Origin of the sequence: Paraburkholderia sp. BL17N1, assembly GCF_003634175.1 — a bacterium.
In the GTDB taxonomy this organism is placed as follows: Bacteria; Pseudomonadota; Gammaproteobacteria; order Burkholderiales; family Burkholderiaceae; genus Paraburkholderia.
The window spans coordinates 498282-521145 of sequence record NZ_RBIW01000001.1 but is presented as its reverse complement, the minus strand read 5'-3'; the positions used below and the strand labels follow the sequence as shown (position 1 = coordinate 521145).

Here is a 22864-nt window from a genome sequence, read left to right as displayed (position 1 = left end):
CGATTTCCTTTTACAGGGACGCCCGCTTGAACAGGAAGCGCGGCACCGAGCGGATGATCAGCATGATGATCGCCCAGAACCAGCGCGTATAGAGCACGTCCTTGCGCTTCTCAACCGCGCGCACGATATCGCTCGCCACTTGATCAGGCGTCGCGACAAGCGGCCCGGGCAACGGCAAACCGGCTGTCATCGGCGTCGCCACGAAGCCCGGTTTGATGGTCAGAACGTGGACGCCGGCTTTGAACAGCCGTGCATTCAGTCCCTCGCAGAATGCGGAAAGCGCGGCCTTCGCGCTGCCGTACAGATAGTTCGAGGGCCGGCCGCGATCGCCCGCCACCGACGAGATGACCGCCAATGCACCGCGCTTCTGCGCTTCCAGGATGTTGGCAATCGGCGTCAGCAGCGCGATCACCGAAACGGCATTCGTGTTGAATTCACGCACGGCCACCGCGGGGTCCGCCTGACACGCGGCCTGGTCCGGCAAGGTGCCGGGCGCGACCAGCACGATATCGAGCGCGCCGAGTTCTCTCTGGCACTGTTCGAGCATGCCCGCATGCAGATCCAGGCGATCGATATCGAGTTGATGACAGGCCGCCAGTTGTGCGCCGCGCGCGGTCAGATCGGCGGCCACCTGCTGAAGGCGCTCGCCGTTGCGGGCGACGAGGAAAAGACGTGCGCCCTGGGTGGCCCATTGACGTGCACAGGCGATGGCGATCGCCGACGTGGCGCCGACGATAAGAATGTTTTTCATGTTCGTGTGGTCCGTTCCCAGAAACGCGAGAGTAACGCGGGGTCGCGCAGCGCTTCGAGTTGCTGCCATTGAGGGTAAGCGGCGCGAAAGTCGGCGCCGGGCATGTGCGCGTCTTTGGCCGGATAGATCCGGCCGCCGGCTTCGCGCACGATGGCATCGAGATTCGCAAAGAGCCGGGTATTCAATGCGTCGCGCTGCGGGAAATCGAGAGCGAGGGACGTGCCTTCCATCGGAAACGACAACAGGCCCGGCGAGCGCAAATCACCGCAGCGTTTCAATACGGCGAGAAATGAGCCCGTGCCGCTTTCGGCAATCGCGTCGAGAATCGCGCGGGTCGCGTCGCGCGCCGCAGCCGACGGCACCACGCATTGGTATTGCTGAAAGCCCGCGCGCCCGTAGATTCGATTCCATTCCAGCAAGCTGTCCAGCGGGTAGAAGTAGGCGTCGTAACCGACCTGCGCGACGACTTCGCCGCGCTGCTGCTTCTGATAGTAGAGCTCGTTGAACGCGCGCAACGTGAAGCGGTTGAACACCGGAATCGGCAGCGTGAAGGGGACAGTGCGCTTCTTTCGCCGCGTGACTTCGAGCGGTCCGTCCGCCGCATGGTCGCCGGCCATGAAGATGCCGCGGCCGAGCGCCGAGCCGCGACTTTGGCAATCTACCCACGCCACGCTGTATTCATGCAACGGATCGAGCTTTTCCGACAATGCGAAGAACTCGTCCAGATCGCCGAAGCGGATGCTGGTCATGTCGATCAGGCTCGAGCGGATCGGCATCAACTGAATCTCCGCCCACAGGATCAGCCCGGTCAGCCCAAGGCCGCCGATCGTGGCGGCGAAAAATTCGGCTTGCTCGTCGGGCGAGCACTCGAACTGCGAGCCGTCGCTGCGCGCCAGCGCGAAGCGGCGCACATGCCGGCCGAAGGTGCCTCGCACATGGTGATTCTTGCCGTGGACGTCGTTGGCAATCGCTCCGCCCAAAGTCGCGTATTTCGTGCCCGGTGTGACCGGCAGCATCCAGCCGCGTGGAATCGCGACGTCGAGTATTTGCTCGAGCGTCACGCCGGGTTCCGCGCGCAGCACACCGGTTTGCCAGTCGGCGGCGATCAGCCGGTCGAGCGGCAGCGTTTGCACGACATGGCCGGAGGCGGCGAGGCAACTGTCGCCGTAGCTGCGGCCATTGCCGAAGGCGAGCGTGGTGCCGTGTTCCCGGGCCGCGTCCGACCACGTGGCGCGCGCGGCATCACGCCATGCAATCGCATGCGCTTCCTGCGGTATTGGCGGGTAACGTCCCCATGACAGAACTCGACTCATCGCCTAGATCGCGGCCCAGAAAATCAGGCCGCACAGCACGACGACTGCGAGGCTGACCCGATCGCGCGCCGCGAAGACAATCGGATCGTCGTGCATCAGACCGCGATGCGCGATGATCCAGGTGCGGCTGACCCAATAGAGCAGCAGCGGACAGGCGAGCCAGATGACTTGCGGATGGCGGTACATGCCGGCGGTTTTCGCGTCCTGAATATAGAGCGCAAGCACGAGCACGGCCAGATAGCCGGACGAGGTCCCAAGCGACGAGATGAGCGACAGGTCGCTCGCCACATAGCCACGCCCGCGCGTCTTGACGAGGCCGCGCGCTTTCATCGAATGCAGTTCAGCGTAGCGCTTGACGAGCGCGAGGCTCAGGAAGATGAACATCGAGAAGGCGAGCAGCCAGAAAGTCAGTTGCGCGTCGACCGCCGCCGTCCCGGCGATGATGCGCATCGTGTACAGCATGGCCAGCACCACCACGTCGACCATCACCTGGCGTTTCAGGAACATGGAGTACGCCAGCGTCAATACGTAATAGCCGAACAGCGCCGCGCAGAATTGCCAGGGCAGGAAAAACCATGCCGTGACGAATGCGACCACCAGCAAGACAGGAAAGAGCGCGAGTCCCCATGTAAGCGGCAGCGCGCCGGAAGCAAGCGGACGTTTCCGTTTGACGGGGTGATGACGGTCGTCTTCGAGATCGAGCAGGTCGTTGAGCAGATAGACACTCGAGGCGCACAGGCCGAACGTGAGAAACGCCAGCAGAGCAGCGAGAGTCAGTTCAGGCGAAGACAGCTTATGTGCGGCCAGCAGCGGCAAGAAGATCAAAAGGTTCTTCAGCCACTGATGCAGGCGCAAGGATTTGGCCCACGTCTTCGTGGCGGGCGGACGTGATTCGATCACTCGCTCCACATTGCCGATCTTGCGCGCCGCGCGTTCCACCCCATTGGAAGGATTCACCACGTACGCGCGGTCGGCGGATTGCCAGACCGCCAGGTCGTCGTGCGAATTTCCGGCGTAGTCGAAGCCTTTTTCGCCGTACTCGGCGACCAGCGTATCGCGCTTGTTGTGAGCGGACAGGTTGATGCTGCCGTTCGTTGCGAACGTCTTGTCGAAAATGCCGAGATGGGCCGAGATGGCCTGCGCATAACGTTCGTGGCTTGCCGTGGCCAGCACCAGCGAGCGGCCGGCGTCGCGTTCAACCTTCAGCCATTGCAGGACGGTGGCGTCGTAGGGCAGCACGGCGACGTCCACGTTCGTCGCGTCGGCGAGGCCCGCTTTCAAACCCGGCTTGCCGCCGCGCGCGAGCCACAGCAGCGGCTCGTAAAAGCGTTGCGGGGCGGCCTTCAGATAGGCAAATCCAGACTCGATCAGGATGTCTGAGCGAATCAATGTGCCGTCGAGGTCGACGACGAGTGGTCTGCTGCGCATTCATTCTGCCCTGAGGGCGGTTGTCAGATTTGTTGAGCGGACGGCTGCCGTCTGTGGCGCTGCGCTGAAGCCCGAATCTCGTCCGGTGACACACGGCCGGAGTTTGGCGGCGTTACTTTACTATTCTGCGATAACGCGCACAACCTTACAGGTAAAGTGATTGATTCTGAGGCGGAAGACCCGATCAAACCATGTCAAATGGCGCTTAACGGAATCGTGTCGGGCGTAACAAAGGGAAAGACGGGTTGCCGAACCGCGAAAATTTAAGCAAACTTCGGGTTTGTTGCGTCTACGCAACGTCGGCTTTCGAAGTGCCCATCCGATGTGCCCACCGAAGTGCCCACGATAAGGCACGCAGTTCTACATGAAAGAAACGCGCACTCTGCATCCCCTGTCCGACGGGTTGTCCGTGTCGGTGGTGGTCTACAACCCGGATACAGAACAGTTGGTGTCCACGCTCGCGGGGCTTGCCGCCGCGTGCGATGCCCTGCACATCAGCCGGCCGCAACTGCCGGTGACGCTATATCTGGTGGACAACGGCGGCCTGCCCGACATCCCGGCAACGCTAGAGGAACTCCGGGCTCGCGGCATCGTTTGTACGATCATCGCGGGACAGGGAAACGTGGGCTACGGCAGGGGCCACAATCTGGCAATCGAACGCAGTGCCAGCCGCTATCACCTGGTGCTGAATCCCGACATCGATCTGGCGAGCGACGCGCTTCGCGAAGCGCTCGATTTTTTCGATGCGCATCCCGAAGCCGGCCTCATCACGCCATGGATCGGCGACGAGCATGGCGAGCAACAGTTCTTGTGCCGGCGTTACCCTACCTTGCTCGACCTGTTTGTACGCGGCTTTTTGCCCTCGGGAATGCGTCGGCTGTTTGTCCGTCGACTCGCGCGCTATGAGATGCGCGATCGGATCAATGCGCGTGACACAGTGTGGGATCCGCCGATCGTCAGCGGCTGTTTCATGCTGTTTCGCATGACGGTCTTGAAGCAGCTGGCAGGCTTCGACGCCCGTTATTTCCTTTACTTCGAGGACTATGATCTGAGTCTTCGCGCGCATGACGTCACCCGCGTCGTCTACGCGCCCGCGGTGCGCGTGTTGCATCACGGCGGCGGCGCAGCACGCAAGGGCTCGGTGCATATCCGCATGTTCATGTCGTCGGCGTACAAGTTCTTCGACCGGTTCGGCTGGAAGTGGCTATGAGCCGGGTGCTCGTTACCGGCGCCAACGGCTTTGTGGGCCGCGCGCTGTGCCGCGCGTTGCGGGACTCCGGCAACACGGTCACCGGCCTTGTGCGGCGTGAGATGCAGCCAGAACGCGGCGTGCACGAATGGGTCGACCCCAGCGTGAATTTCGCGGGTATCGACGCAGGCTGGCCGGCCGCATTGCAGGTGGATTGCGTCGTGCATCTGGCGGCGCGCGTGCATGTCATGCTCGAGGATGCCGCCGATCCAGAGGCTGCGTTCCAGGCGACCAACGTCGAGGGCACGCTGCGTGTCGCGCGCGCCGCGCGGCGGCACGGCGTGCGGCGCTTTGTCTTCGTCAGCAGCATCAAGGCGATGACCGAAGCCGATTCGGGCCGCCCGGTGCGCGAAGACGATCCGCCGGCGCCGCAAGATCCGTATGGTCGCTCGAAACTCGCTGCCGAAGAAGCGCTGATCCGCCTGGGTGCGGAGACCGGCCTCGAGATCGTGATCGTGCGCCCGCCGCTGGTTTATGGTCCGGACGTGCGGGCTAATTTCCTGAGCCTGATGAGCGCCGTATGGAAGGGCGTACCGCTGCCGCTCGGCGCGCTTCGCGCAAGACGCAGCCTCATCTATGTCGACAATCTCGCGGACGCTTTAGTGCATTGCGCGACCGACGCGCGCGCGGCCCAGCAGTGCTTCCACGTTGCGGACAACGACGCGTTGGCGATCGCCGAACTGGCGCGCGCGCTTGGCCGCCACCTTGGCCGGCCCGCGCGTTTACTGCCCGTGCCTGAGAGCTGGCTACGTCTCGCCGGCCGCCTGACGGGGCGCACGGCGCAAGTAGACCGGCTGGTCGGCTCATTGCAGCTCGACACCAGCCGGATTAGCACGGTGCTGGGCTGGCAGGCGCCGCATTCCACCGAAGAAGGGCTGGCCGCGACAGCCCACTGGTACCGATCCACGCATTGAGGCACGCATGCTGATGTCCCATTCCACGATGCCGGGCTGGACGACCGTGATCCTGATCGCGCTCGGCTCCGCTTGTGCCTGCGCGGCGATCCTGTGGACGCTGCTCAGGACCGGCCTCGCGTGGCGCCTGGCCACCGACATTCCCAATGACCGCTCGTTGCACACACGGCCCACGCCGCGGGTGGGCGGTTGGGGCATCGTTCCGGTGGCGGTCGTGGCGACGCTTGTCGTCGCGCCACACCTCTGGCTTGCCGCGCTGTGCGCCGCGGTGCTGGCGGCGGTCTCGCAGATCGACGACCGGCGCGGACTGCCCGCGCGGGTCAGGTTTGCGGCGCACCTGGCCGCAGTGGCGATTTTCGTCTGGGCGCACCCCGCGCCGGCGCCGCTCTGGCTGCTGGCGGCCTTGTCGTTTTTACTGCTCTGGCTGATCAATCTTTACAATTTTATGGACGGTGCGGACGGCCTGGCCGGCGGCATGACGCTGTTCGGCTTCGCGGGCTACGCTGCCGGGGCCGCGCTCACCGCGCATCCGTCGCCGGAACTCATGTGGGCCTCGGCCGCCGTGGCGGGCGCGGCCGCGGGCTTTCTGATCTTCAACTTCCACCCGGCAAAAATCTTCCTCGGCGACGCCGGGTCGATTCCGCTCGGCTTCCTGGCGGGCGCTTTCGGCTATTGGGGCTGGAGCGACGGCGTCTGGCCGATCTGGTTTCCGGCGCTGGTGTTTTCGCCGTTCATCGGCGACGCGTCGGTCACGCTGCTGCGGCGGCTCCTGCGCGGCGAGAAAATCTGGCAGGCGCACCGCGAGCACTACTACCAACGCATGGTTCAGTACGGGCTCGGGCATTCGAAGACGGCCATCCTATGGTATGCAGTAATGGCGGCTGGTATAGTACTTGCTGTCGTGTCGCTTGGCTGGCCTTCAGCGCTTCAATGGTGTAGCGTGGGTGCATGGGTGATCGTACTGGTATTGATGGGTATCGGAGTCGATTCACGCTGGCGTCGATTCCGGATAGCAGTTTCCGAACAACCTGAGGTGTGACGCCGATGCTTCGACACAAAGCCTCATGGCTATCATTTAGCGCTTTCGCCTTCGACCTTTGCGCAGTCGCGGGCACCTGGCTCGCGGCATATCTGATCCGCTTCAATGGCTACGTTCCGGTCGAGTTCTGGTCCGGCGCCGTCCGAACCCTCATTTGGGTGCTCCCCGTCTACGGTGTGATGTTCCGCATCTTCGGCCTCTATCGGGGCATGTGGGTGTTTGCGAGCCTGCCGGACCTGATGCGCATCGCCAAGGCCGTGCTGGCCGGCGCATTCGTAATGATGATGGTGGCCGTCATGGCCCAACCGCATCCCATCATTCCGCGCTCCGTACTCGCTGTTTCCCCGCTTCTGTTGTTCCTCGCCATGGGCGGCTCGCGCGCGCTCTATCGCGCTTCCAAGGAGTTCTATCTGTACGGCGGCCTCGTTGGACAGGGCAAGCCGGTAGTGGTGCTCGGCGCGGGCAACGCGGGCGCGAGCCTGGCGCGCGAACTGTCGCGTTCGAGCGAATGGCGGCTGGTGGGCCTGCTCGACGACGACCCCGCCAAGCAGGGCCGCGAAATCTACGGCTACAAGGTGTGGGGGCCGATCAGCGATCTGCAGCACTGGGCTTCGGACATGAAGGTCGAGCACGCGATCATCGCGATTCCGTCGGCGTCGGTGGATGCGCAACGCCGCGTGGCAACGCTGTGCGTGCGCGCCGGCGTGCGGGCCATGGTGCTGCCCGCGTTGACCACGCTCACGCAAGGCGAAGCGTTCCTGTCGCGCGTGCGTCAGATCGATCTCGAAGACCTGCTCGGGCGCGAACCGGTACGTATCGACATGCCGCACGTCGAAGCGCTGTTGAGCGGCCGCGTGGTGATGGTGACGGGCGCGGGCGGCTCGATCGGCTCGGAGCTGTGCCGCCAGATTCTGCGCTTCGAACCCGCGCAATTGATCGCGTTCGATCTGTCCGAATACGCGATGTACCGTCTCGCGGAAGAACTGCATGAGCGCTTTCCGAAGCTCTCCGTGGTGCCGGTGATCGGCGACGCCAAAGATTCCTTGCTGCTCGATCAGGTGCTCTCGCGCTACACGCCGCACATTCTCTTTCACGCCGCGGCCTACAAGCACGTGCCGTTGATGGAGGAGCTGAATGCATGGCAGGCGGTGCGCAACAACGTGCTGGGCACATATCGTGTCGCACGCGCGGCGATTCGTCACGACGTGAAGCATTTCGTGCTGATCTCCACCGACAAGGCCGTGAACCCAACCAACGTGATGGGCGCGAGCAAGCGCCTCGCGGAGATGGCCTGCCAGGCACTGCAGCAGACCAGCACGCGCACGCAGTTCGAAACGGTGCGGTTCGGCAATGTGCTCGGCAGCGCGGGCAGTGTGATTCCCAAATTTCAGCAACAGATCGCGAAGGGCGGGCCGGTCACGGTCACGCATCCGGAGATCACGCGCTTTTTCATGACGATCCCCGAGGCGTCGCAACTCGTGCTGCAAGCGTCGAGCATGGGGCACGGCGGCGAGATCTTCATTCTCGATATGGGCGAGCCGGTGAAGATCGTCGATCTGGCGCGCGACCTGATCCGCCTGTACGGCTTCAGCGAGGAGCACATCCGTATTGTCTTCACGGGCCTGCGTCCCGGCGAGAAGCTCTACGAGGAACTGCTGGCCGACGACGAAGCGACCACGCGCACGCCGCATCCCAAGCTGCGCATCGCGCAGGCGCGTGAGGCGCCCGACAATCTCCTCGACGAACTGCTGCCCTGGCTGATGCAGCATCGTGTGCCAAGCGACCAGGAGGTGCGCCGCGATCTGCGGCGCTGGGTGCCGGAGTATCAGCCGGCTGCCGCGCCGGCGTTGCATAGCGTAGCCTCGGCGACGCGCGCTTCGTGACCATGAACCGGTGAAGGCTGCCTTTCACTGCGACCTTGAATCGCAAGCCCGCCGTGAAGAAACGCACAGTGCAAAAGGCGCTTATTCGAGCGCCTTTTTTCGTTACCGCCGGGTCTTTCGCACCACCATCCACCGCGGCGACTTGAAGCGCACGATACTCACGTAGAGCCAGACATACGTCCCGGCGAACACCACCACGAAGCAGAACAGATGCAGCGTGTGCCGCCAGAACAACGTGGCCGGCACGACCGCGATCAGACACAGCAGCCACAAGTACGGCGACGTCAGCGAGTTACGCCGCGTCAATTCGCGCGCGGTACGCGTGCCGACCGCCCAGCGCATGAGCCGCTTATACACCAGCATATGCAGATGCACGCCGTCGGGAATTCCCGGCGACATGCCGCGAATGAATTTCTTCCGGTAGATCGAGAAGCAGGTTTCGAAGATCGGATACATGAACAGCAGCACCGGATACCACGCCGATACGTCGCGGTTGCGCATCACCAGCATGATCGACAGCTCGGCAAGCATGAAGCCGATGAAATACGCGCCGCCGTCGCCGAGAAAGATCAGCCCCGCTGGAAAATTCCAGATGAAGAAGCCGAGCACCGCGCCCATCATCATGAACGAGGCGGACAACACGATCGGATCGGACACCTGGAACGCCACGTAGGCGAGCGAGGCGAACATCATGAACGCGACCATCGACGCCAGTCCGTTGAAGCCGTCGATGATATTGATCGCGTTGGCGAGCGCGGCCACCGCCAGCACCGTGACCGCGCAGGAGATCACCGCGTACGAGAGCAAGAAGTCGAGCGGCGGCACGCTGATGCGCGTCACGGCGATGTTCAGCAGGAAATAGGCGAGCGCGGCCGCCGCCATTGTGCAGACGAGCCTTGCAAGCGGCGACACGCGCTTGGTCAGGTCCTCGACCAGTCCTGAGCCGAAGGCCGGCATGCCGCATGCAATCAGCCCGAGAATGCCGCCCGACACGGCGGGATACTGGTGATGCAACTGCACGGCGGAGACGATCAGCCCAAGCAGAATGCCGGTCCCGCCGATGCGCGGCACCGGGCGCACATGGAATTTCTGCACGCCGGCCAGATCGGTGTCGGTGGAGAATTTTTCATGCAGATGCGCGTAGCGCACGATCAACAGCGTGATCAGCAGTGAAACGAGAAAGCCGAGCGCAAAACTAAGCATGAAAGTGGGCCTGAGCGAAGACGCCGAATTATACAAACGAAACGCGCCACGCCCGGAAAAGCAGCGGCGTCGCGTGGTTGCCCGCGGATCCCAGATAGTGAGGTCAAAGCCGCTCGCAAACGCCCGCCAGTCATGGATTCCACCTATTTAGCAGTGGCCGTGCGAGGTCGTTAACCTGGATGCGGCGAAGAGTAAGTCGCGCGCAAAAAGATGGCGCGCGCGCCTGCCAACCTGTTTCGCCGCCGATCGGCAAGACGTTCCGGAGACCCAATGCTAAATAACATCACAATTCGTGGCGGCCTGACGCTGGTGATCAGCGTATTCGTCGCTTTCCTGCTGACAGTGATCGGTGTCGGCTATGGCGCGCTCAAGCTCGCCAACAGCAGTCTCGACGACACGCAACGCAGCGCCGCCGCGTTGTCGCATCTGAAGGCGAGCTCCGAGAAGCTGCTGCAAGTGCAACTCGCACTGGGTTCGTATCAGACGCTTTTTAGCGTCGGCAAGCAGACCGACGACCTGTTGCCTGCCGCGCACAAGGTGCTGGTCGAATCGAACAAAGACTTCCGCAATTACATGGCCGGCCCTTTTGCGGACGATAACGAGCAGAAGCTCGCGCAGTCCGTGGAACAGGCGCGCAGCGCGCTGGTCGATAAGGCGATCGAGCCGGAATTCAAGGCGCTTGCGGATTTTGACTTCAATACCTTCCGCAATATTCAGGGCGAGACGGCGAACAGTTTTTACGCCACGTATTCGAAAGCGATCGACGCGCTGGAACGCTCGCGTATCGACAGCCAGCATCAGCAAGCGCAAACGGCCGCGCAGCGCTTCCAGATCGCGACGCTGCTGTTCGCCGCGATCGGCGCCATCGCGCTCGTGATCGGGGTGGCTGCGCGGATCGGTTTGTCAGTCGCGTTGATCAAGCCGGTCAACGCAACCGTCAAGCATTTCGAGCGCATCGCCGCGGGTGATTTGACGGTCGCTATCAAAGTCAAGTCGCGCAACGAGATGGGCCAGTTGCTGGGCGCCTTGACGAAGATGCGCGACGGCCTCGTCGAGACCGTGTCGAAAGTACGCGGCAGCACGACGGCGATCACTCAGGGGGCCAACGAGATTGCATCGGGCAATGCGGATCTGTCCTCGCGCACCGAGCAGCAGGCTGCGGCGCTTCAGCAGACCGCGGCGAGCATGGAACAGTTGTCGGCCACGGTGAAACAGAACGCTGACAACGCGAAGCAGGCGAACCGGCTCGCCCATGGCGCGCTCGACACAGTCACGCGTGGCGGCAAAGTGGTGTCGCGTGTCACTGAAACGATGGATGGGATCAGCGAGTCGTCGCGCAAGGTGACGGAAATCATCGGCATGATCGAAGGGATTGCGTTTCAGACCAACATTCTGGCGCTGAACGCGGCGGTGGAGGCAGCGCGCGCGGGCGAGCAGGGGCGGGGGTTCGCGGTGGTGGCGTCGGAAGTGCGCAGCCTCGCTCAGCGCTCAGGCGCGGCGGCGAAAGAGATCAAGGAGTTGATCGGTGAGTCGGCCGCCAAGGTCCAGGAGGGCGCGTCCCTCGTGTCCGACGCGCAGAAGACGATTCATGAAGCGATGAGCGCCGTCGAGCGCGTGACCGGCGTGATGAATGAGATCGAGGCGTCCGCACTCGAGCAGAGCGACGGTATCGAACAGGTCAACAAGGCCGTCTCGCAGATCGACGAAGTCACGCAACACAACGCGGCGCTCGTGGAAGAAGCCGCTGCGGCGGCGAAATCGCTGGAAGAGCAGGCGACCATATTGCGCGACGCCGTGTCGGTATTCCAGATGGCGTAATGGCAGAGGGGCCGCGCTCGCGTTGTTCGCGAGTGCCGGTTTTAACAGGGCACTAACAGCAATTTAATTAAGAAATCCTAATTGTTATATTTTGTAAAATGTGCTCACATGTGTGGCATTTTATGTTTTGGTGGGACGTCGATTGCTTACTCAAAGAACAATTTCCCGACGCAACGCATGGCAGGAAATTTATTCCGTACAGCAAAATGTTGGGCTATAGATACCTTGCAGTAAGGTTTCGAAATTTTGTCCGTGCGCGAGCGCACAGAGCGATCTGTCTCGTTAAGGGATATTGTGTGTTGAATCCGATCCGAGGAATGTCCTCGACTCCGGCGACGCGCATGGGGCGCATCAATTCACAGCGGACAACTATCGAACCCAAAAGTCATGCAGAGGTCCTCAGCAGCAGATCTGGATAGTTCCGGGAGCGTACCGAGCGATTACTCGTGTGTGTTGTGCGGCGCCGGCCCAGCAGGAATGGGCTTCCTGTTCTACACGTTCAAGAGCGGCAAGCTGGCAGAGGTGGCCAGAAACGGGCTGCTGATCATCGACAAACGCGCGAGCCTCGGAGCAGGCAAGCTCGGCGACTATGTAAACGTTACAGGCAACTCGGTCGCAAAATCCTTCCTCGCGTGCCTCGAGCACGAACGCTTCGACGAGGTGTTCGGCGACATCCGCGAGTACAACGAGTTGCATAGGAAACTGGCCGCGGATCCCGACGGCGCACCGCTGCTCTCCGAGGTCGGCGAACTCCTCACGCTGGCTGCCGAACGACTCATCGCGCACCTCGTCGAACATTTCGGCGTCGATGTACTGCGCGGACACGAAATCGATGCGATTCGTCACAACCGGGACGGCCGCTTCGAAATCGCTTATCACGACACGCGCAGACCCGCGGCACGCCGCATGGTGATTAGCGACACCGTCGTGATGAATCTCGGCGGAACGCAGCGCGTCGAAGAGGTCGATGATCTGTGCCGCACGCTGGACATACCATCGCCGGGCAACGGCGTCATCACCTGCACGTCGGATGAACTGCTTCGCTTCACGACCACGCAACTGGTCGACACCTTCGCGCCCGTGTTCGCCCCTGCCGCGGCCCGGCGTACGAACCGGATCACGATCCTCGGCGGCTCGCATAGTGCGTTCACGATGACCGAGCGTCTTGCGACTGATCTCGGCGGCGCCGGACTCGATGAAATCGCCATCATTCATCGCTCGCCGATCCGGCTGTTTTTCGAAACCGAGGAGGAAGCGCGCGCATGGGGTTATACGGTCGATCCAGTCAACGATATTTGCCCGATCACGCGGCGCGTTAATCGCTCGAGCGGTCTGCGCTACCGCGCGTTCGAGATTGCATGTTCGGTGATGTCGCAAGGTCGCGTCGCGGGAACGAAGCCGCGTGTCGAATTGATCGATGCCGCCTCCGGGGAAGGCGAGCGCGCCCGTGCCGCCACCTGTCTCACGCAGTCATGTGGCGTGGTTCATAGCGCCGGCTATGGGCCCAACATGTCCGTACTGGTCGACCATCGAGGGGCGGAGATTCCTCTGCTGTTCCGCCAGGGCGGCATCGAGGTCGACAAATTCGGCCGTCCGCTCGACATGGACGGCAAAGTGGTACGCGGACTCTTCACGTTTGGGCTGGGTTCCGGCTTTCGGCCCGACCCGGAGATCGGGAGCGAGGCCGCATTCACCGGACGAATCCATGGTGTCTGGATCTTTCATCATGAAATCGGCAGGCGGATTCTGACCGGCGTTCTGAAAGCGCTGGCCGAGAAGACTGTTGCACAGGAAGCGGAAATGATCGCGACGGCGGATGACGACACACATGCCGGGGGCCGGCCCCGTCGCGGTCGAGCGGACCAACGCCGCTGACTGACGGGTGAGCATGACCGCCCAACACCACTCAGGCTCACCGACTCGAGTCGCTGAGATAGGGCGAGTTCGGCTGCTTTATGTCGTCCCATAGACCTCCTTAATAAACTGGACATGTTGTGAATCCACACTACGACCTATTGACACTTCAGCTAGCATCGGGGTCCTTTCGGTCGGCAGCAAAGTGACATTGGCGTCCAGCGTTTCAACGAACGTTCAACGCAAATAAGTCCTCTTATATCCGCCGATCGTGCGGGCTATTCCGCCAGTATTATTGGCGCGACCTTCTTTGACGGCTATGCTGCACTGCGACATCGAATGCAACGCGATGACCAATGCGAAGCTTTGATCGTCTCCATTACCGCTTCTGTTTGCCGACCGCGCGAATGAGGGCAATGCATCGTCATTGGTTCCTCGATTCGAGCGAGGCCTGCCGTACCAAGGCAGGCTGCGATACTTACGTGAGGGAAATGATGACGACATTCCAGTCATACCGCCGTGGCAACCGTCTGTTCGAGGCGCTCCCAACGCATGAATGGGATGCAATACTTCCTCATCTTGAACTCGTCGAATTGAGTCCGGGGCAACTGCTGTCGAAATCCGGTGAACTCATACGAACCGTCTATTTTCCGGCCACAGCGATCGTGTCTCTGCTGCAAACCATGGAAAACGGCAGTTCGGTGGAAATTGCCGCGATCGGCAGGGATGGCACGACAGGCGTGCCGATCCTGACGGGCGGAGACACCATGCCAGCCAGCGTTCAGGCTCAATGCCGGGGTTTCGCTTATCGAATCAGCGCTACAGCACTGCGCGAAGCGTTGCGCAATTGCGCTTCGCTGCGCTCACTGATGCTGCTATACATGCAGGCCCTGCTCACGCAGGTCGCACAGACTGCGGCGTGCAACAGGCTGCATCGACTGGACGAGCAACTGTGCCGGTGGCTGCTGGTCGATATCGATCGTTCGGGCACAAGCGATTTGCAAGTCACGCAGCAACTCATTGCCGACATGCTCGGCGTGCGTCGTGAAGGCGTAACGGAGGCCTCCGGCAAGCTTTGCGAAGCCGATCTCATCCATCACAGCCGTGGCCGTGTGCGGATCCTCGATCGGACCGGACTTGAGGCGCGCTCATGCGAATGTTATGAGATCGTGAAACGCGAATTCGATCGGCTATTGCCGCGTATCAACGCGATGGAAGTCACGCGCTGAGGGTTTTGCCGTATTCACAAATCGAATTGAAGTCTGGGACGGCCAGCAATATGTTGTGTGTTCGCACAGATTGCTGGCCTTGCGGAACTATAAAATGTGGCGAGCACCTGGCTTCAGGGAGCCTGATGCCGGTATCGGAAAGAGTAGGCTTGCCGGTCACGTGTAGTGATATCGGTAAGCTCGCGATTGATCGGCCGCGGTGCTTGTAGCGCAAGAAGAAAGAAGGCCTGGAGACAAATGGTCAGGCACTGGCCAACGAAATGCCGTGCCGTGGTCCGTGTGCTCGGGATCGTGCGCGGCAGTTTCCCGCTCCTGCGGAGAGCTATTCGCGCGTGTCAGCAATCACTCTCGCGCGGAGCGCTCGCCCACGACTCGTCGGCCTACTGCCCTTGCATAGGCCGCGCGATCTGATCGGAAGTTGCCGTTCGTCGTCTGCTTTGTCTGTCAAACTGTCATTACGCGGCGGCCTGCAGTTCTTGCCTCGGGTCGCACTACATCCGCGCTTTCGCCGACTTTGCCATGCTCGTATGCGCGGCTGGCTTCACGCTGTGTCCTCCAATGGGCGCGATCATCCGCATCCGGCTGGTGCCTGATGTCGCATCCACTGCCACGCCATACGCGTACTGCTTCAGTTGTGCCGTTTTCCGACCCGGTCGCGATTCTAGTAAAGTATGATGATTGGCGCGCTAACCGCCGCGTCATACCATTGCTGCTGCCTGTGTGTCTTTGACGTTCTACCGGCTGCGCGCGGTGACTTCCGGTGATTCGCGAAGGAGGTGAATCGTTATAAATTCAATCTCGCCTCAATTGAAAGGACCAGGTAAATGTCGAGCGTTTTGACACATTTCTTATGCTTCATATTCGGCGTGGTGATTGGCGTTTTCGTATGCGCATTATGTGTCGCACGTTCCAGAACGTCACGAGACGATAACTAACTCTTTCTTTGAGACGCGCAGGCAGCCTGCGTCCCGATGCGCATCGGCAGGGGCATCTGCCGCAAACCATGAAGGCCGCGCCGATCATCGCGACGACGCAGACGCGGCTCTCAGCAAAAGAAATGGCCGGCAATCGGCGATAAGGCCGAACCCGGGCAACGCCATGTGGTGGAGACACGGGCAACGCGAACACTGCAAGCGTTGCCCGACCGCCGAAGCTCTCCTCCTTACCCCCGTTAGTGCGGGAGAAAGCGTGTATGTTGCTTTCCGCACTGAAACAAGATTTCTAGAACCCTACACTAAGCTGGTTGCATCTGTTCGCGGCGCTGGAAGTCGCGATGGAAAGCTATATCAAAGCTGCTTACCGACGTCCCGTGGACGCATCGTTCAACGGATGTCAGCCAGACTCCAATCGACCTTCCGCGCAACTGCATGAAGGCGGCTTCCAAAGGGCTTCCATGATCTTGGTGACAGGCAGCGCCGGTTTTATCGGCGCCAACTTCGTGCTCGACTGGCTGCAAATCTTCGATGAACCCGTCGTGAATGTCGACAAGCTCACCTATGCAGGCAATCTACGCACGCTGAAATCTCTGCAGCACAATCCATTGCATATTTTCGTATGCGCCGACATATGCGATCGCGCTGCAATGGACGAGTTGCTCGCCGAATACAAGCCGCGCGCGATCATCCATCTGGCGGCCGAGACTCACGTCGACCGGTCCATTCACGGGCCGGAGAACTTCCTGCTGACCAATGTCGTAGGTACCTTTACGCTACTGGAAGCGGCTCGCTCGTATTGGAGCAGGTTGAACGACGCCGGCAAAGCGGAATTCCGCTTCCTGCACGTGTCGACCGACGAAGTGTTCGGCTCGCTCTCCGCTACGAGTGCGCAATTCTCCGAAACTACGCCGTACGCGCCGAATAGCCCTTACTCGGCCACCAAGGCGGGTTCCGACCATCTGGTGCGCGCCTACCATCATACGTATGGCCTGCCGGTGCTCACCACGAACTGCTCGAACAACTACGGCCCGTACCAGTTCCCCGAGAAGCTGATTCCGCTGATGATCGCCAACGCGCTCGGCGGCAAGCCGCTGCCGGTGTATGGCGACGGTCAGAACGTGCGCGACTGGCTATACGTCGGCGACCATTGCAGCGCGATCCGTGAAGTACTCGCGCGCGGCACGCCCGGCGAGACGTACAACATCGGCGGCTGGAACGAGAAGAAGAACCTCGACGTGGTCCACACGCTGTGCGACCTGCTCGATCAGTTGCGTCCGAAGGCAGGCGCGTCGTACCGGGACCAGATCACGTATGTGAAGGATCGTCCGGGCCACGACCGCCGTTATGCAATCGACGCGCGCAAGCTCGAACGCGAACTCGGCTGGAAGCCGGCGGAGACGTTCGAAACGGGTCTCGCGAAAACGGTCCAGTGGTATCTGGACAATCAGGAATGGTCGGACGAGGTTGCCTCCGGCGACTATCGCAAGTGGGTTGAGACCAACTACGCGCAGCGCGCGTAAGGGCACGGCAATGGCGCGCAAAGGCATTATTCTCGCGGGCGGTTCGGGCACCCGCCTGTATCCGATCACGCACGTGGTTTCCAAGCAGTTGCTGCCCGTGTACGACAAGCCGATGATCTACTACCCGCTGTCCACGCTGATGGTGGCGGGCATTCGCGACGTGCTGATCATCTCCACGCCGCAGGACACGCCGCGCTTCGAAGCGATGCTGGGTGACGGCAGCCAGTGGGGCATGAATATCCAGTACGCGGTTCAGCCTTCGCCGGATGGGCTCGCGCAGGCGTTCATCATCGGGCGGGATTTTGTGGGTAACGATCCGTCGGCGCTGATTCTTGGCGACAACATTTTCTATGGTCACGATCTCGCCGCGCAGCTCGAGCGCGCAAATGCGCGTGACAGCGGCGCGACCGTGTTCGCGTATCACGTGCATGACCCGGAACGTTACGGCGTAGTCGAGTTCGATAAGAGTTTTCACGCGCTCTCCATCGAGGAGAAGCCCGAAAAGCCGCGTTCGAACTATGCGGTCACAGGCCTCTATTTCTACGACAACCAGGTCTGCCACATCGCTGCGGACATCAGACCGTCGCCACGTGGCGAACTCGAGATCACGGACGTCAACTCGTGCTATCTGCGGCGCAATGCGCTCGAAGTGGAAATCATGGGCCGTGGCTACGCGTGGCTCGACACAGGTACGCATGATTCACTGATCCAGGCGGCTACGTTTATCGAAACGCTGCAAAAGCGTCAGGGTTTGGTAGTGGCGTGTCCGGAAGAGATTGCATTCCGCCGACATTGGATCGACGAGGAGAAATTGCTCCAACTCGCCAAACCGCTCGCCAAGAATGCGTATGGCCAGTATCTGCTCAATCTTCCGAAGGATCAGGTGGCGTGGCCAAGCCGCTGACCCCGTCATGTTCGAATGGAGCGAAGCTGCTTCCGACTTCCATGGGATAGCTCATACGCACCTTGCTGAACGTGCGCCGCCGCACATTTAAATTGAAGCTACACAGGTACGCTTCAAGGCGTAGACCGCAGTGATGATGCGCATCGTAAGTTGGCTTGCGCATAAGTGTTCATATGCGCGTCTGTTCACGCAGTCGAGGGGCGTTTGCCGATAGTCAAAATACGCCGTGAGACCGCATCAAATACTTTCGTAATACATCAAGTTTCACAAGTAGTCATTTTTCCCTATTGTCGAAACGCGTTGTGGTCAGCGCGAATTGTCATTCCGGCATCGACCGGCCGGAATGGAGGTGGCATCTTTCGGTCGTTTGGCAGATCAAGCGCTCGCCCAAAGACACGTTCGCGATGAGTTGATATTAACGATGTCGATTCAGAATTCGCGGCGACTCTGGCGGTACCTTCAGCCCTTACCTAATTTACTGGCAGACCGCGATGTTGAGACGAACCCTGCTCGCAAATTTCGTTGGACAGATGGTGACCGCGTTGCTCGGCATCGTCATGGTCCCGATATACGTGCGTCATCTCGGGGTCGAAGCTTATGGATTGATTGCGATCAACGCGGTGGTTCTCGCATGGGTACTCGTTCTCGACTTCGGGCTTTCGCCCACGTTGTGCCGGGAGCTCGGCAGCCTGCGGGCCGGTACCGGTTCGAAAGCTGAAGTCGGGTTGTTGCTGGAATCACTGGAAAAGCTGATTCTCGGCACCAGCGCCATCCTGTTCGTCTTGTCGATCTTCATCGCGCCTTATTTCGCCGAACGATGGTTGAACGCGTCCACACTGCCTCCGAGTGTGATTCGTACGGCATTTGTGCTGATGATGCTGACTGCCATCGGGAGGTGGCTCGGTGCGCTATACCGTGGGGGTGTGGTCGGCATCGATCGACAGGTTGCACTGAACGGAATTGTCATCACCTTTGCCGTGATACGCACGGTGCTCGTTGTGCCGATCATCATGATCTGGCCGCGTATCGAGTTCTTCTTTGTTTGGCAACTTTTGGCGATTGTCGTAGAAGCGGCCGCGATGCGGACACTGCTCGGCCGTACGATCGACATACCGTTTCTGTCGACGCGTTTTTCATGGAAGGTACTGTTGTCGCGCGCGAAGCTGTCGCTGTCGATTGCATTGGCGACGGTGATCTGGGCCTGCACCACACAGATCGACAAGATCGCCCTTTCGAAAATTTTGCCGCTCGCGGATTTTGCGGTGTTCAGCCTGGCGACTCTGTTGGCGAGCGGTATCTTGTTGCTGGCCAACCCGATTCAACAGGCGTTCATTCCACGGCTGACTACCGAAAGCTTCGGCGGCGGGGAACGAATTCGCCAGATGTATGCACTGGCCACTGAACTGACGTCATTGGCGGTGATCCCGGTTGCGGCAGTGTTCATCTGTGCGCCCGAGGCCGTGCTTCGATTCTGGTCCGCAAGCGCACCGTTGAGTCCCGACGCCTTGCGAACGATGCAATGCTATGCGGCAGGAAACGCATTTTCAGCGATCGCTTCGCTGGCGTTTATCGTGCAGTACGCGAAAGGGGACCTGTCTCTGCATCTGAAAGGCAATATTGGCTTTCTTGTCCTCTATGCGCCCGCGGTCCTATTTGGCGGCATTCATCTCGGTGCGGTCGGCGCTGCCTATGCGTGGGCGGGAATGAACTCTCTGCTCCTGTTCGGCTGGGTTGCGATCGTACATCGAAAGTTTATCCCCGGTATCAACGCCAGTTGGTATCGCGGCCTCGCTGCGCGTATCGCTGCGCTCACCCCCGTCGGACTGTTGTTGAGTTTCGCGGATCTCACAAGCTGTTCGCGTATTGGTCTGTTCTTTGTTCTATCAGGAGCGTGGCTCGCTATGGCCGCATTGACCATCGCGGTCTCGCCGATTATTCAACGAAAGGCTCGCCACCTGGCCGGGCGGCTGGTCCTCAACTGAGACAACAGCATGGATACTAACCTTTACCCTCCGGTCCAGGAGCAAGCCACGCCCGTACTATCGGTCATCGTGCTCTGCTACCGGCAAGGCGAGTATGTCGGTCCGTGCCTCCAAAGCGTACTCGACCAGAAGCTCGATGTGCCATTCGAGGTGATCATAGGCGATGATAATTCGCCAGACAACTCCCTCGACGTCATCGAGTCGTTTCGATCGCGCTATCCGGATGTGATCAAGGTCATTTCGCACGACGTCAACGTCGGCTTCGCGGCGAACTTCGCCGATACCGTCGCGATGGCGAAGGGCGAATACATCGCGAACATCGACGGCGACGATGTCATGCTTCCTGGCAAGCTGCAGCGCCAACTCGATTTCTTAAGAGTGCATCCTGAATGCGGTCTCGTGGTCCATAGGATGCGCACGGTGGATCAGGATACGTTGGAGTCTGTGCCGTATCCACTACCCCAAAATAAGCCCGCAACGTTCGATGCCGAATTCCTCATCAAGAATGGACCGTACTTTTTTCATAGCTCGGAGATGTATCGGGCCCATCTGCGTCATCGCAGCCCCGTTGACGTAGGTCTGAAATCAGTCTGTGATGTGGCCCACCTGCTCCAGGTGGTGTTCGGCTGGCAAGGCTGCTACCTGGACGAAGAGTGGGGCCTTTACCGTGTCAACCGGACGGGCATGACCTCGACACGAATCAACAATCCCGAGCGTCATAGGGAATACATGGCCGACATGATCCAGACCTGCCAGATCGCGGCCGATCTCGGCATGGCGAGCGACACAGTCAACCGGGGGCGCGCAAAGTTCTATCTGACCTCGGCCATCTTCTATCTGGAGCATGGACACGAGGATAACTTCGAGGACTGCATCGAGTCGAGCTGGCGCGCGGCAAGAATCAGCACGAAACAGCTGGTTTTGTACTCGACGCGCCGGTGGCCACGTCTGTCACGCGCTGTCTATACGCGGCTCAAGCAAGTGACCGGACGACAGCGGGCCAACGCATGAGTACCACCGTACAGGAGAACGAGCGTCCTGCCACTAAAAGATTGAGGCTTCTCGATCTGTGTAACCGCGCGCTTCTCGCTTGGTACCGACTCAAGACACGCCTGTGGTACGCGCATGTGTTCAAGTCGGTCGGCGCGAAAACGACGATCTTTCGTCCCATGCTACTCGTCAACGTGCATTACGCGTCGATTGGGAAGCGTGTACTGATTCGGCCTGGTGCGCGCATCGAACTTGTCGTGACGGATTCGGCTGCGCCGCCGCGGCTCACGATCGGAAGCCGGGTCAATATCGAGCAGAACGTTCACATCGTATGCGGCTCTTCAATCGAGATCGGCGACGGCGCGACCATTACCGGCAACGTTGCCATTGTCGATGTCGAGCATCCGTATGAGAACGTCAACGACACCACTCGCATTGGCGAGCGTATTCGCACGCGAGGTAATTATGTGGTGATCGGGCAGGGCGCTTTTATTGGATTTAGCGCAGTCATTCTGCCCAACGTGAAAATTGGCCGCCACGTCGTGGTCGGCGCGCATTCGGTAGTGACCCGCGACGTTCCCGACTATTGCGTGGTCGCAGGTAATCCGGCGCAAATCATCAAGCGCTACAACTTCGAAACCAGACGTTGGGAGAGGGAGAAACAATGAAAGTCCTGATTACGGGTGGCGCCGGCTTTATCGGCTCGAGTCTGGCGCGCAAGCTCTGCGCCAACAATGCGGAAGTCACGGTCCTCGATAACCTCTCCCCGCAGATTCACGGAGAGAATCCCAGCGTCACGTCTGCGATCTTCGCATCGTTGCCGGAAAGCGTGCACTTCGTGAAGGGGTCGGTGACTGATCGAGCCATGCTCGAACGTGTCATGCAGGGGCAGGACGCGATCGTTCATCTTGCGGCCGAGACGGGTACGGGCCAATCGATGTACGAGGTCGATCGCTATGTCGACGTGAACGTGCATGGCACAGCGCTGATTCTCGACATACTGGTGAAAAATAGCCGCAATTCCGTGCGCAAATTGGTCGTTGCTTCGTCTCGCGCGATTTACGGCGAAGGCAAGTATCGTTCCCCGGCCGCCGGCATTCTGTATCCTGGTCCGCGGAAGGAAAAAGACATGCTTGAGGGCCAGTTCGAGCATCTCTGTCCGGTAAGCGGCGAAGCGATGGAATGCGTGCCCACCGGCGAGGAATCGAAAATCCATCCGACCTCGCTTTATGGCATTACCAAGCAGACTCAGGAACAGATGGTGATGACGACTTGCCGTTCTATCGGCATCGATGCATCGGCGTTGCGTTATCAGAATGTCTACGGACCAGGGCAGTCGTTATCGAACCCTTACACGGGCATTCTCTCGATCTTTTCGACGCGCATCAAAAACGGCAATCCGATCAATATTTTCGAAGATGGTCTGGAAAGCCGTGACTTCGTCTACATCGATGACGTGGTGGATGCGACCTACGCAGCGCTCACGAACGCGAACGCGGCGGACAACGTGTTCGGCATCGGTTCGGGCGTGCGCACTTCGGTCATGGACGTCGCCAAGACTTTGTGCGAGGTGTACGCCAGCGATGTCAGCGTCACCGTGACGGGCGCATTCCGCCTGGGCGATGTACGCCATGTCTACGCCGATTTGACCAAGGCAAGGGACATGCTCGGATTCGAGCCCAAGGTGTCGTTCAGCGAAGGCATCGCACGGTTTGCCCGGTGGGTCGACCAGCAGGAGGTGATGGCCGATACCTACGAGAAGAGCATCGCCGAGATGCGGGAGAAGGGTCTATACAAGGGCTGTGAACGCGCCGCATGACACATCGGTGACGCCCTCACGCTACGACGGAGG

At 60.4% G+C, this 22864-nt stretch carries 17 protein-coding genes; 13 read left to right on the top strand and 4 right to left on the bottom strand.

Features of this window, described 5'->3' with window-relative positions; all coding sequences use genetic code 11:
- Nucleotides 1-10: 10 nt before the first annotated feature.
- The 3 genes from B0G82_RS02285 to B0G82_RS02275 are packed head-to-tail and all read right to left on the bottom strand — an operon-like array spanning nt 11 to nt 3492.
- Nucleotides 11-751 (bottom strand): SDR family oxidoreductase, encoded by a 741-nt coding sequence (locus B0G82_RS02285; RefSeq protein ID WP_116142703.1) that lies wholly within the window; start codon nt 749-751, stop codon nt 11-13.
- Nucleotides 748-2064, bottom strand: coding sequence for an FAD-binding oxidoreductase (locus B0G82_RS02280; protein ID WP_116142702.1), 1317 nt, complete (start codon nt 2062-2064; stop codon nt 748-750). The genes B0G82_RS02285 and B0G82_RS02280 overlap by 4 nt, the downstream gene beginning before the upstream one ends.
- 3 nt (nt 2065-2067) lie before the next feature.
- Nucleotides 2068-3492 (bottom strand): UbiA family prenyltransferase, encoded by a 1425-nt coding sequence (locus B0G82_RS02275; protein WP_121306527.1) that lies wholly within the window; start codon nt 3490-3492, stop codon nt 2068-2070.
- Between the two features lie 364 nt (nt 3493-3856).
- Between B0G82_RS02275 and B0G82_RS02270 the strand changes: the two genes are divergently transcribed.
- Genes B0G82_RS02270 through B0G82_RS02255 form a run of 4 tightly spaced genes read left to right on the top strand, consistent with a single transcriptional unit; the run spans nt 3857 to nt 8577 of the window.
- The gene (locus tag B0G82_RS02270) at nt 3857-4702 is read left to right on the top strand and encodes a glycosyltransferase family 2 protein (protein ID WP_121306526.1); all 846 of its coding nucleotides are present in this window, start codon (nt 3857-3859) and stop codon (nt 4700-4702) included.
- Nucleotides 4699-5655 (top strand): SDR family oxidoreductase, encoded by a 957-nt coding sequence (locus B0G82_RS02265; RefSeq protein ID WP_116142699.1) that lies wholly within the window; start codon nt 4699-4701, stop codon nt 5653-5655. Before B0G82_RS02270 ends, B0G82_RS02265 begins: the two co-directional genes overlap by 4 nt.
- A 7-nt stretch (nt 5656-5662) precedes the next feature.
- Nucleotides 5663-6694 (top strand): glycosyltransferase family 4 protein, encoded by a 1032-nt coding sequence (locus tag B0G82_RS02260; RefSeq protein ID WP_116142698.1) that lies wholly within the window; start codon nt 5663-5665, stop codon nt 6692-6694.
- Nucleotides 6695-6699: 5 nt separating this feature from the next.
- Nucleotides 6700-8577 (top strand): nucleoside-diphosphate sugar epimerase/dehydratase, encoded by a 1878-nt coding sequence (locus tag B0G82_RS02255; RefSeq protein WP_106286169.1) that lies wholly within the window; start codon nt 6700-6702, stop codon nt 8575-8577.
- A 102-nt stretch (nt 8578-8679) separates the two neighbouring features.
- Here the strand turns inward: B0G82_RS02255 and B0G82_RS02250 are convergent, their stop codons facing one another.
- Entirely contained in the window at nt 8680-9780 is a 1101-nt protein-coding gene (locus tag B0G82_RS02250; RefSeq protein ID WP_116142697.1) for a glycosyltransferase, read from the bottom strand.
- A 270-nt stretch (nt 9781-10050) separates the two neighbouring features.
- Here B0G82_RS02250 and B0G82_RS02245 point away from each other — a divergent pair, with 270 nt between their 5' ends.
- From B0G82_RS02245 to B0G82_RS02205, 9 genes are all read left to right on the top strand, one after another.
- The gene (locus B0G82_RS02245) at nt 10051-11598 is read left to right on the top strand and encodes a methyl-accepting chemotaxis protein (protein WP_121306525.1); all 1548 of its coding nucleotides are present in this window, start codon (nt 10051-10053) and stop codon (nt 11596-11598) included.
- Nucleotides 11599-12075: 477 nt separating this feature from the next.
- Nucleotides 12076-13473, top strand: coding sequence for a malate:quinone oxidoreductase (locus B0G82_RS02240; RefSeq protein WP_241974445.1), 1398 nt, complete (start codon nt 12076-12078; stop codon nt 13471-13473).
- 473 nt (nt 13474-13946) lie between these two features.
- On the top strand, nt 13947-14681 hold the full coding sequence (locus B0G82_RS02235) for a Crp/Fnr family transcriptional regulator (protein WP_121308590.1): 735 nt from the start codon (nt 13947-13949) through the stop codon (nt 14679-14681).
- A 1393-nt stretch (nt 14682-16074) separates the two neighbouring features.
- A complete protein-coding gene (gene rfbB, locus B0G82_RS02230; RefSeq protein WP_121308589.1) occupies nt 16075-17136 on the top strand; it encodes a dTDP-glucose 4,6-dehydratase in 1062 nt (353 codons plus the stop codon).
- A gap of 10 nt (nt 17137-17146) precedes the next feature.
- Nucleotides 17147-18040 carry a glucose-1-phosphate thymidylyltransferase RfbA gene (gene rfbA, locus B0G82_RS02225; protein ID WP_116142694.1) on the top strand — a complete coding sequence of 298 codons (894 nt, stop codon included), beginning with the start codon at nt 17147-17149 and terminating at the stop codon, nt 18038-18040.
- Between the two features lie 491 nt (nt 18041-18531).
- Complete coding sequence (locus B0G82_RS02220; RefSeq protein WP_121306524.1) at nt 18532-20022, top strand: oligosaccharide flippase family protein; 1491 nt, start codon at nt 18532-18534, stop codon at nt 20020-20022.
- A 9-nt stretch (nt 20023-20031) separates the two neighbouring features.
- Nucleotides 20032-21033, top strand: a complete 1002-nt coding sequence (locus B0G82_RS02215; protein WP_121306523.1) for a glycosyltransferase family 2 protein — start codon at nt 20032-20034, stop codon at nt 21031-21033.
- A complete protein-coding gene (locus tag B0G82_RS02210; protein WP_121306522.1) occupies nt 21030-21680 on the top strand; it encodes an acyltransferase in 651 nt (216 codons plus the stop codon). The genes B0G82_RS02215 and B0G82_RS02210 overlap by 4 nt, the downstream gene beginning before the upstream one ends.
- The gene (locus tag B0G82_RS02205) at nt 21677-22831 is read left to right on the top strand and encodes an NAD-dependent epimerase/dehydratase family protein (RefSeq protein ID WP_121306521.1); all 1155 of its coding nucleotides are present in this window, start codon (nt 21677-21679) and stop codon (nt 22829-22831) included. Before B0G82_RS02210 ends, B0G82_RS02205 begins: the two co-directional genes overlap by 4 nt.
- Nucleotides 22832-22864 lie beyond the last annotated feature (33 nt).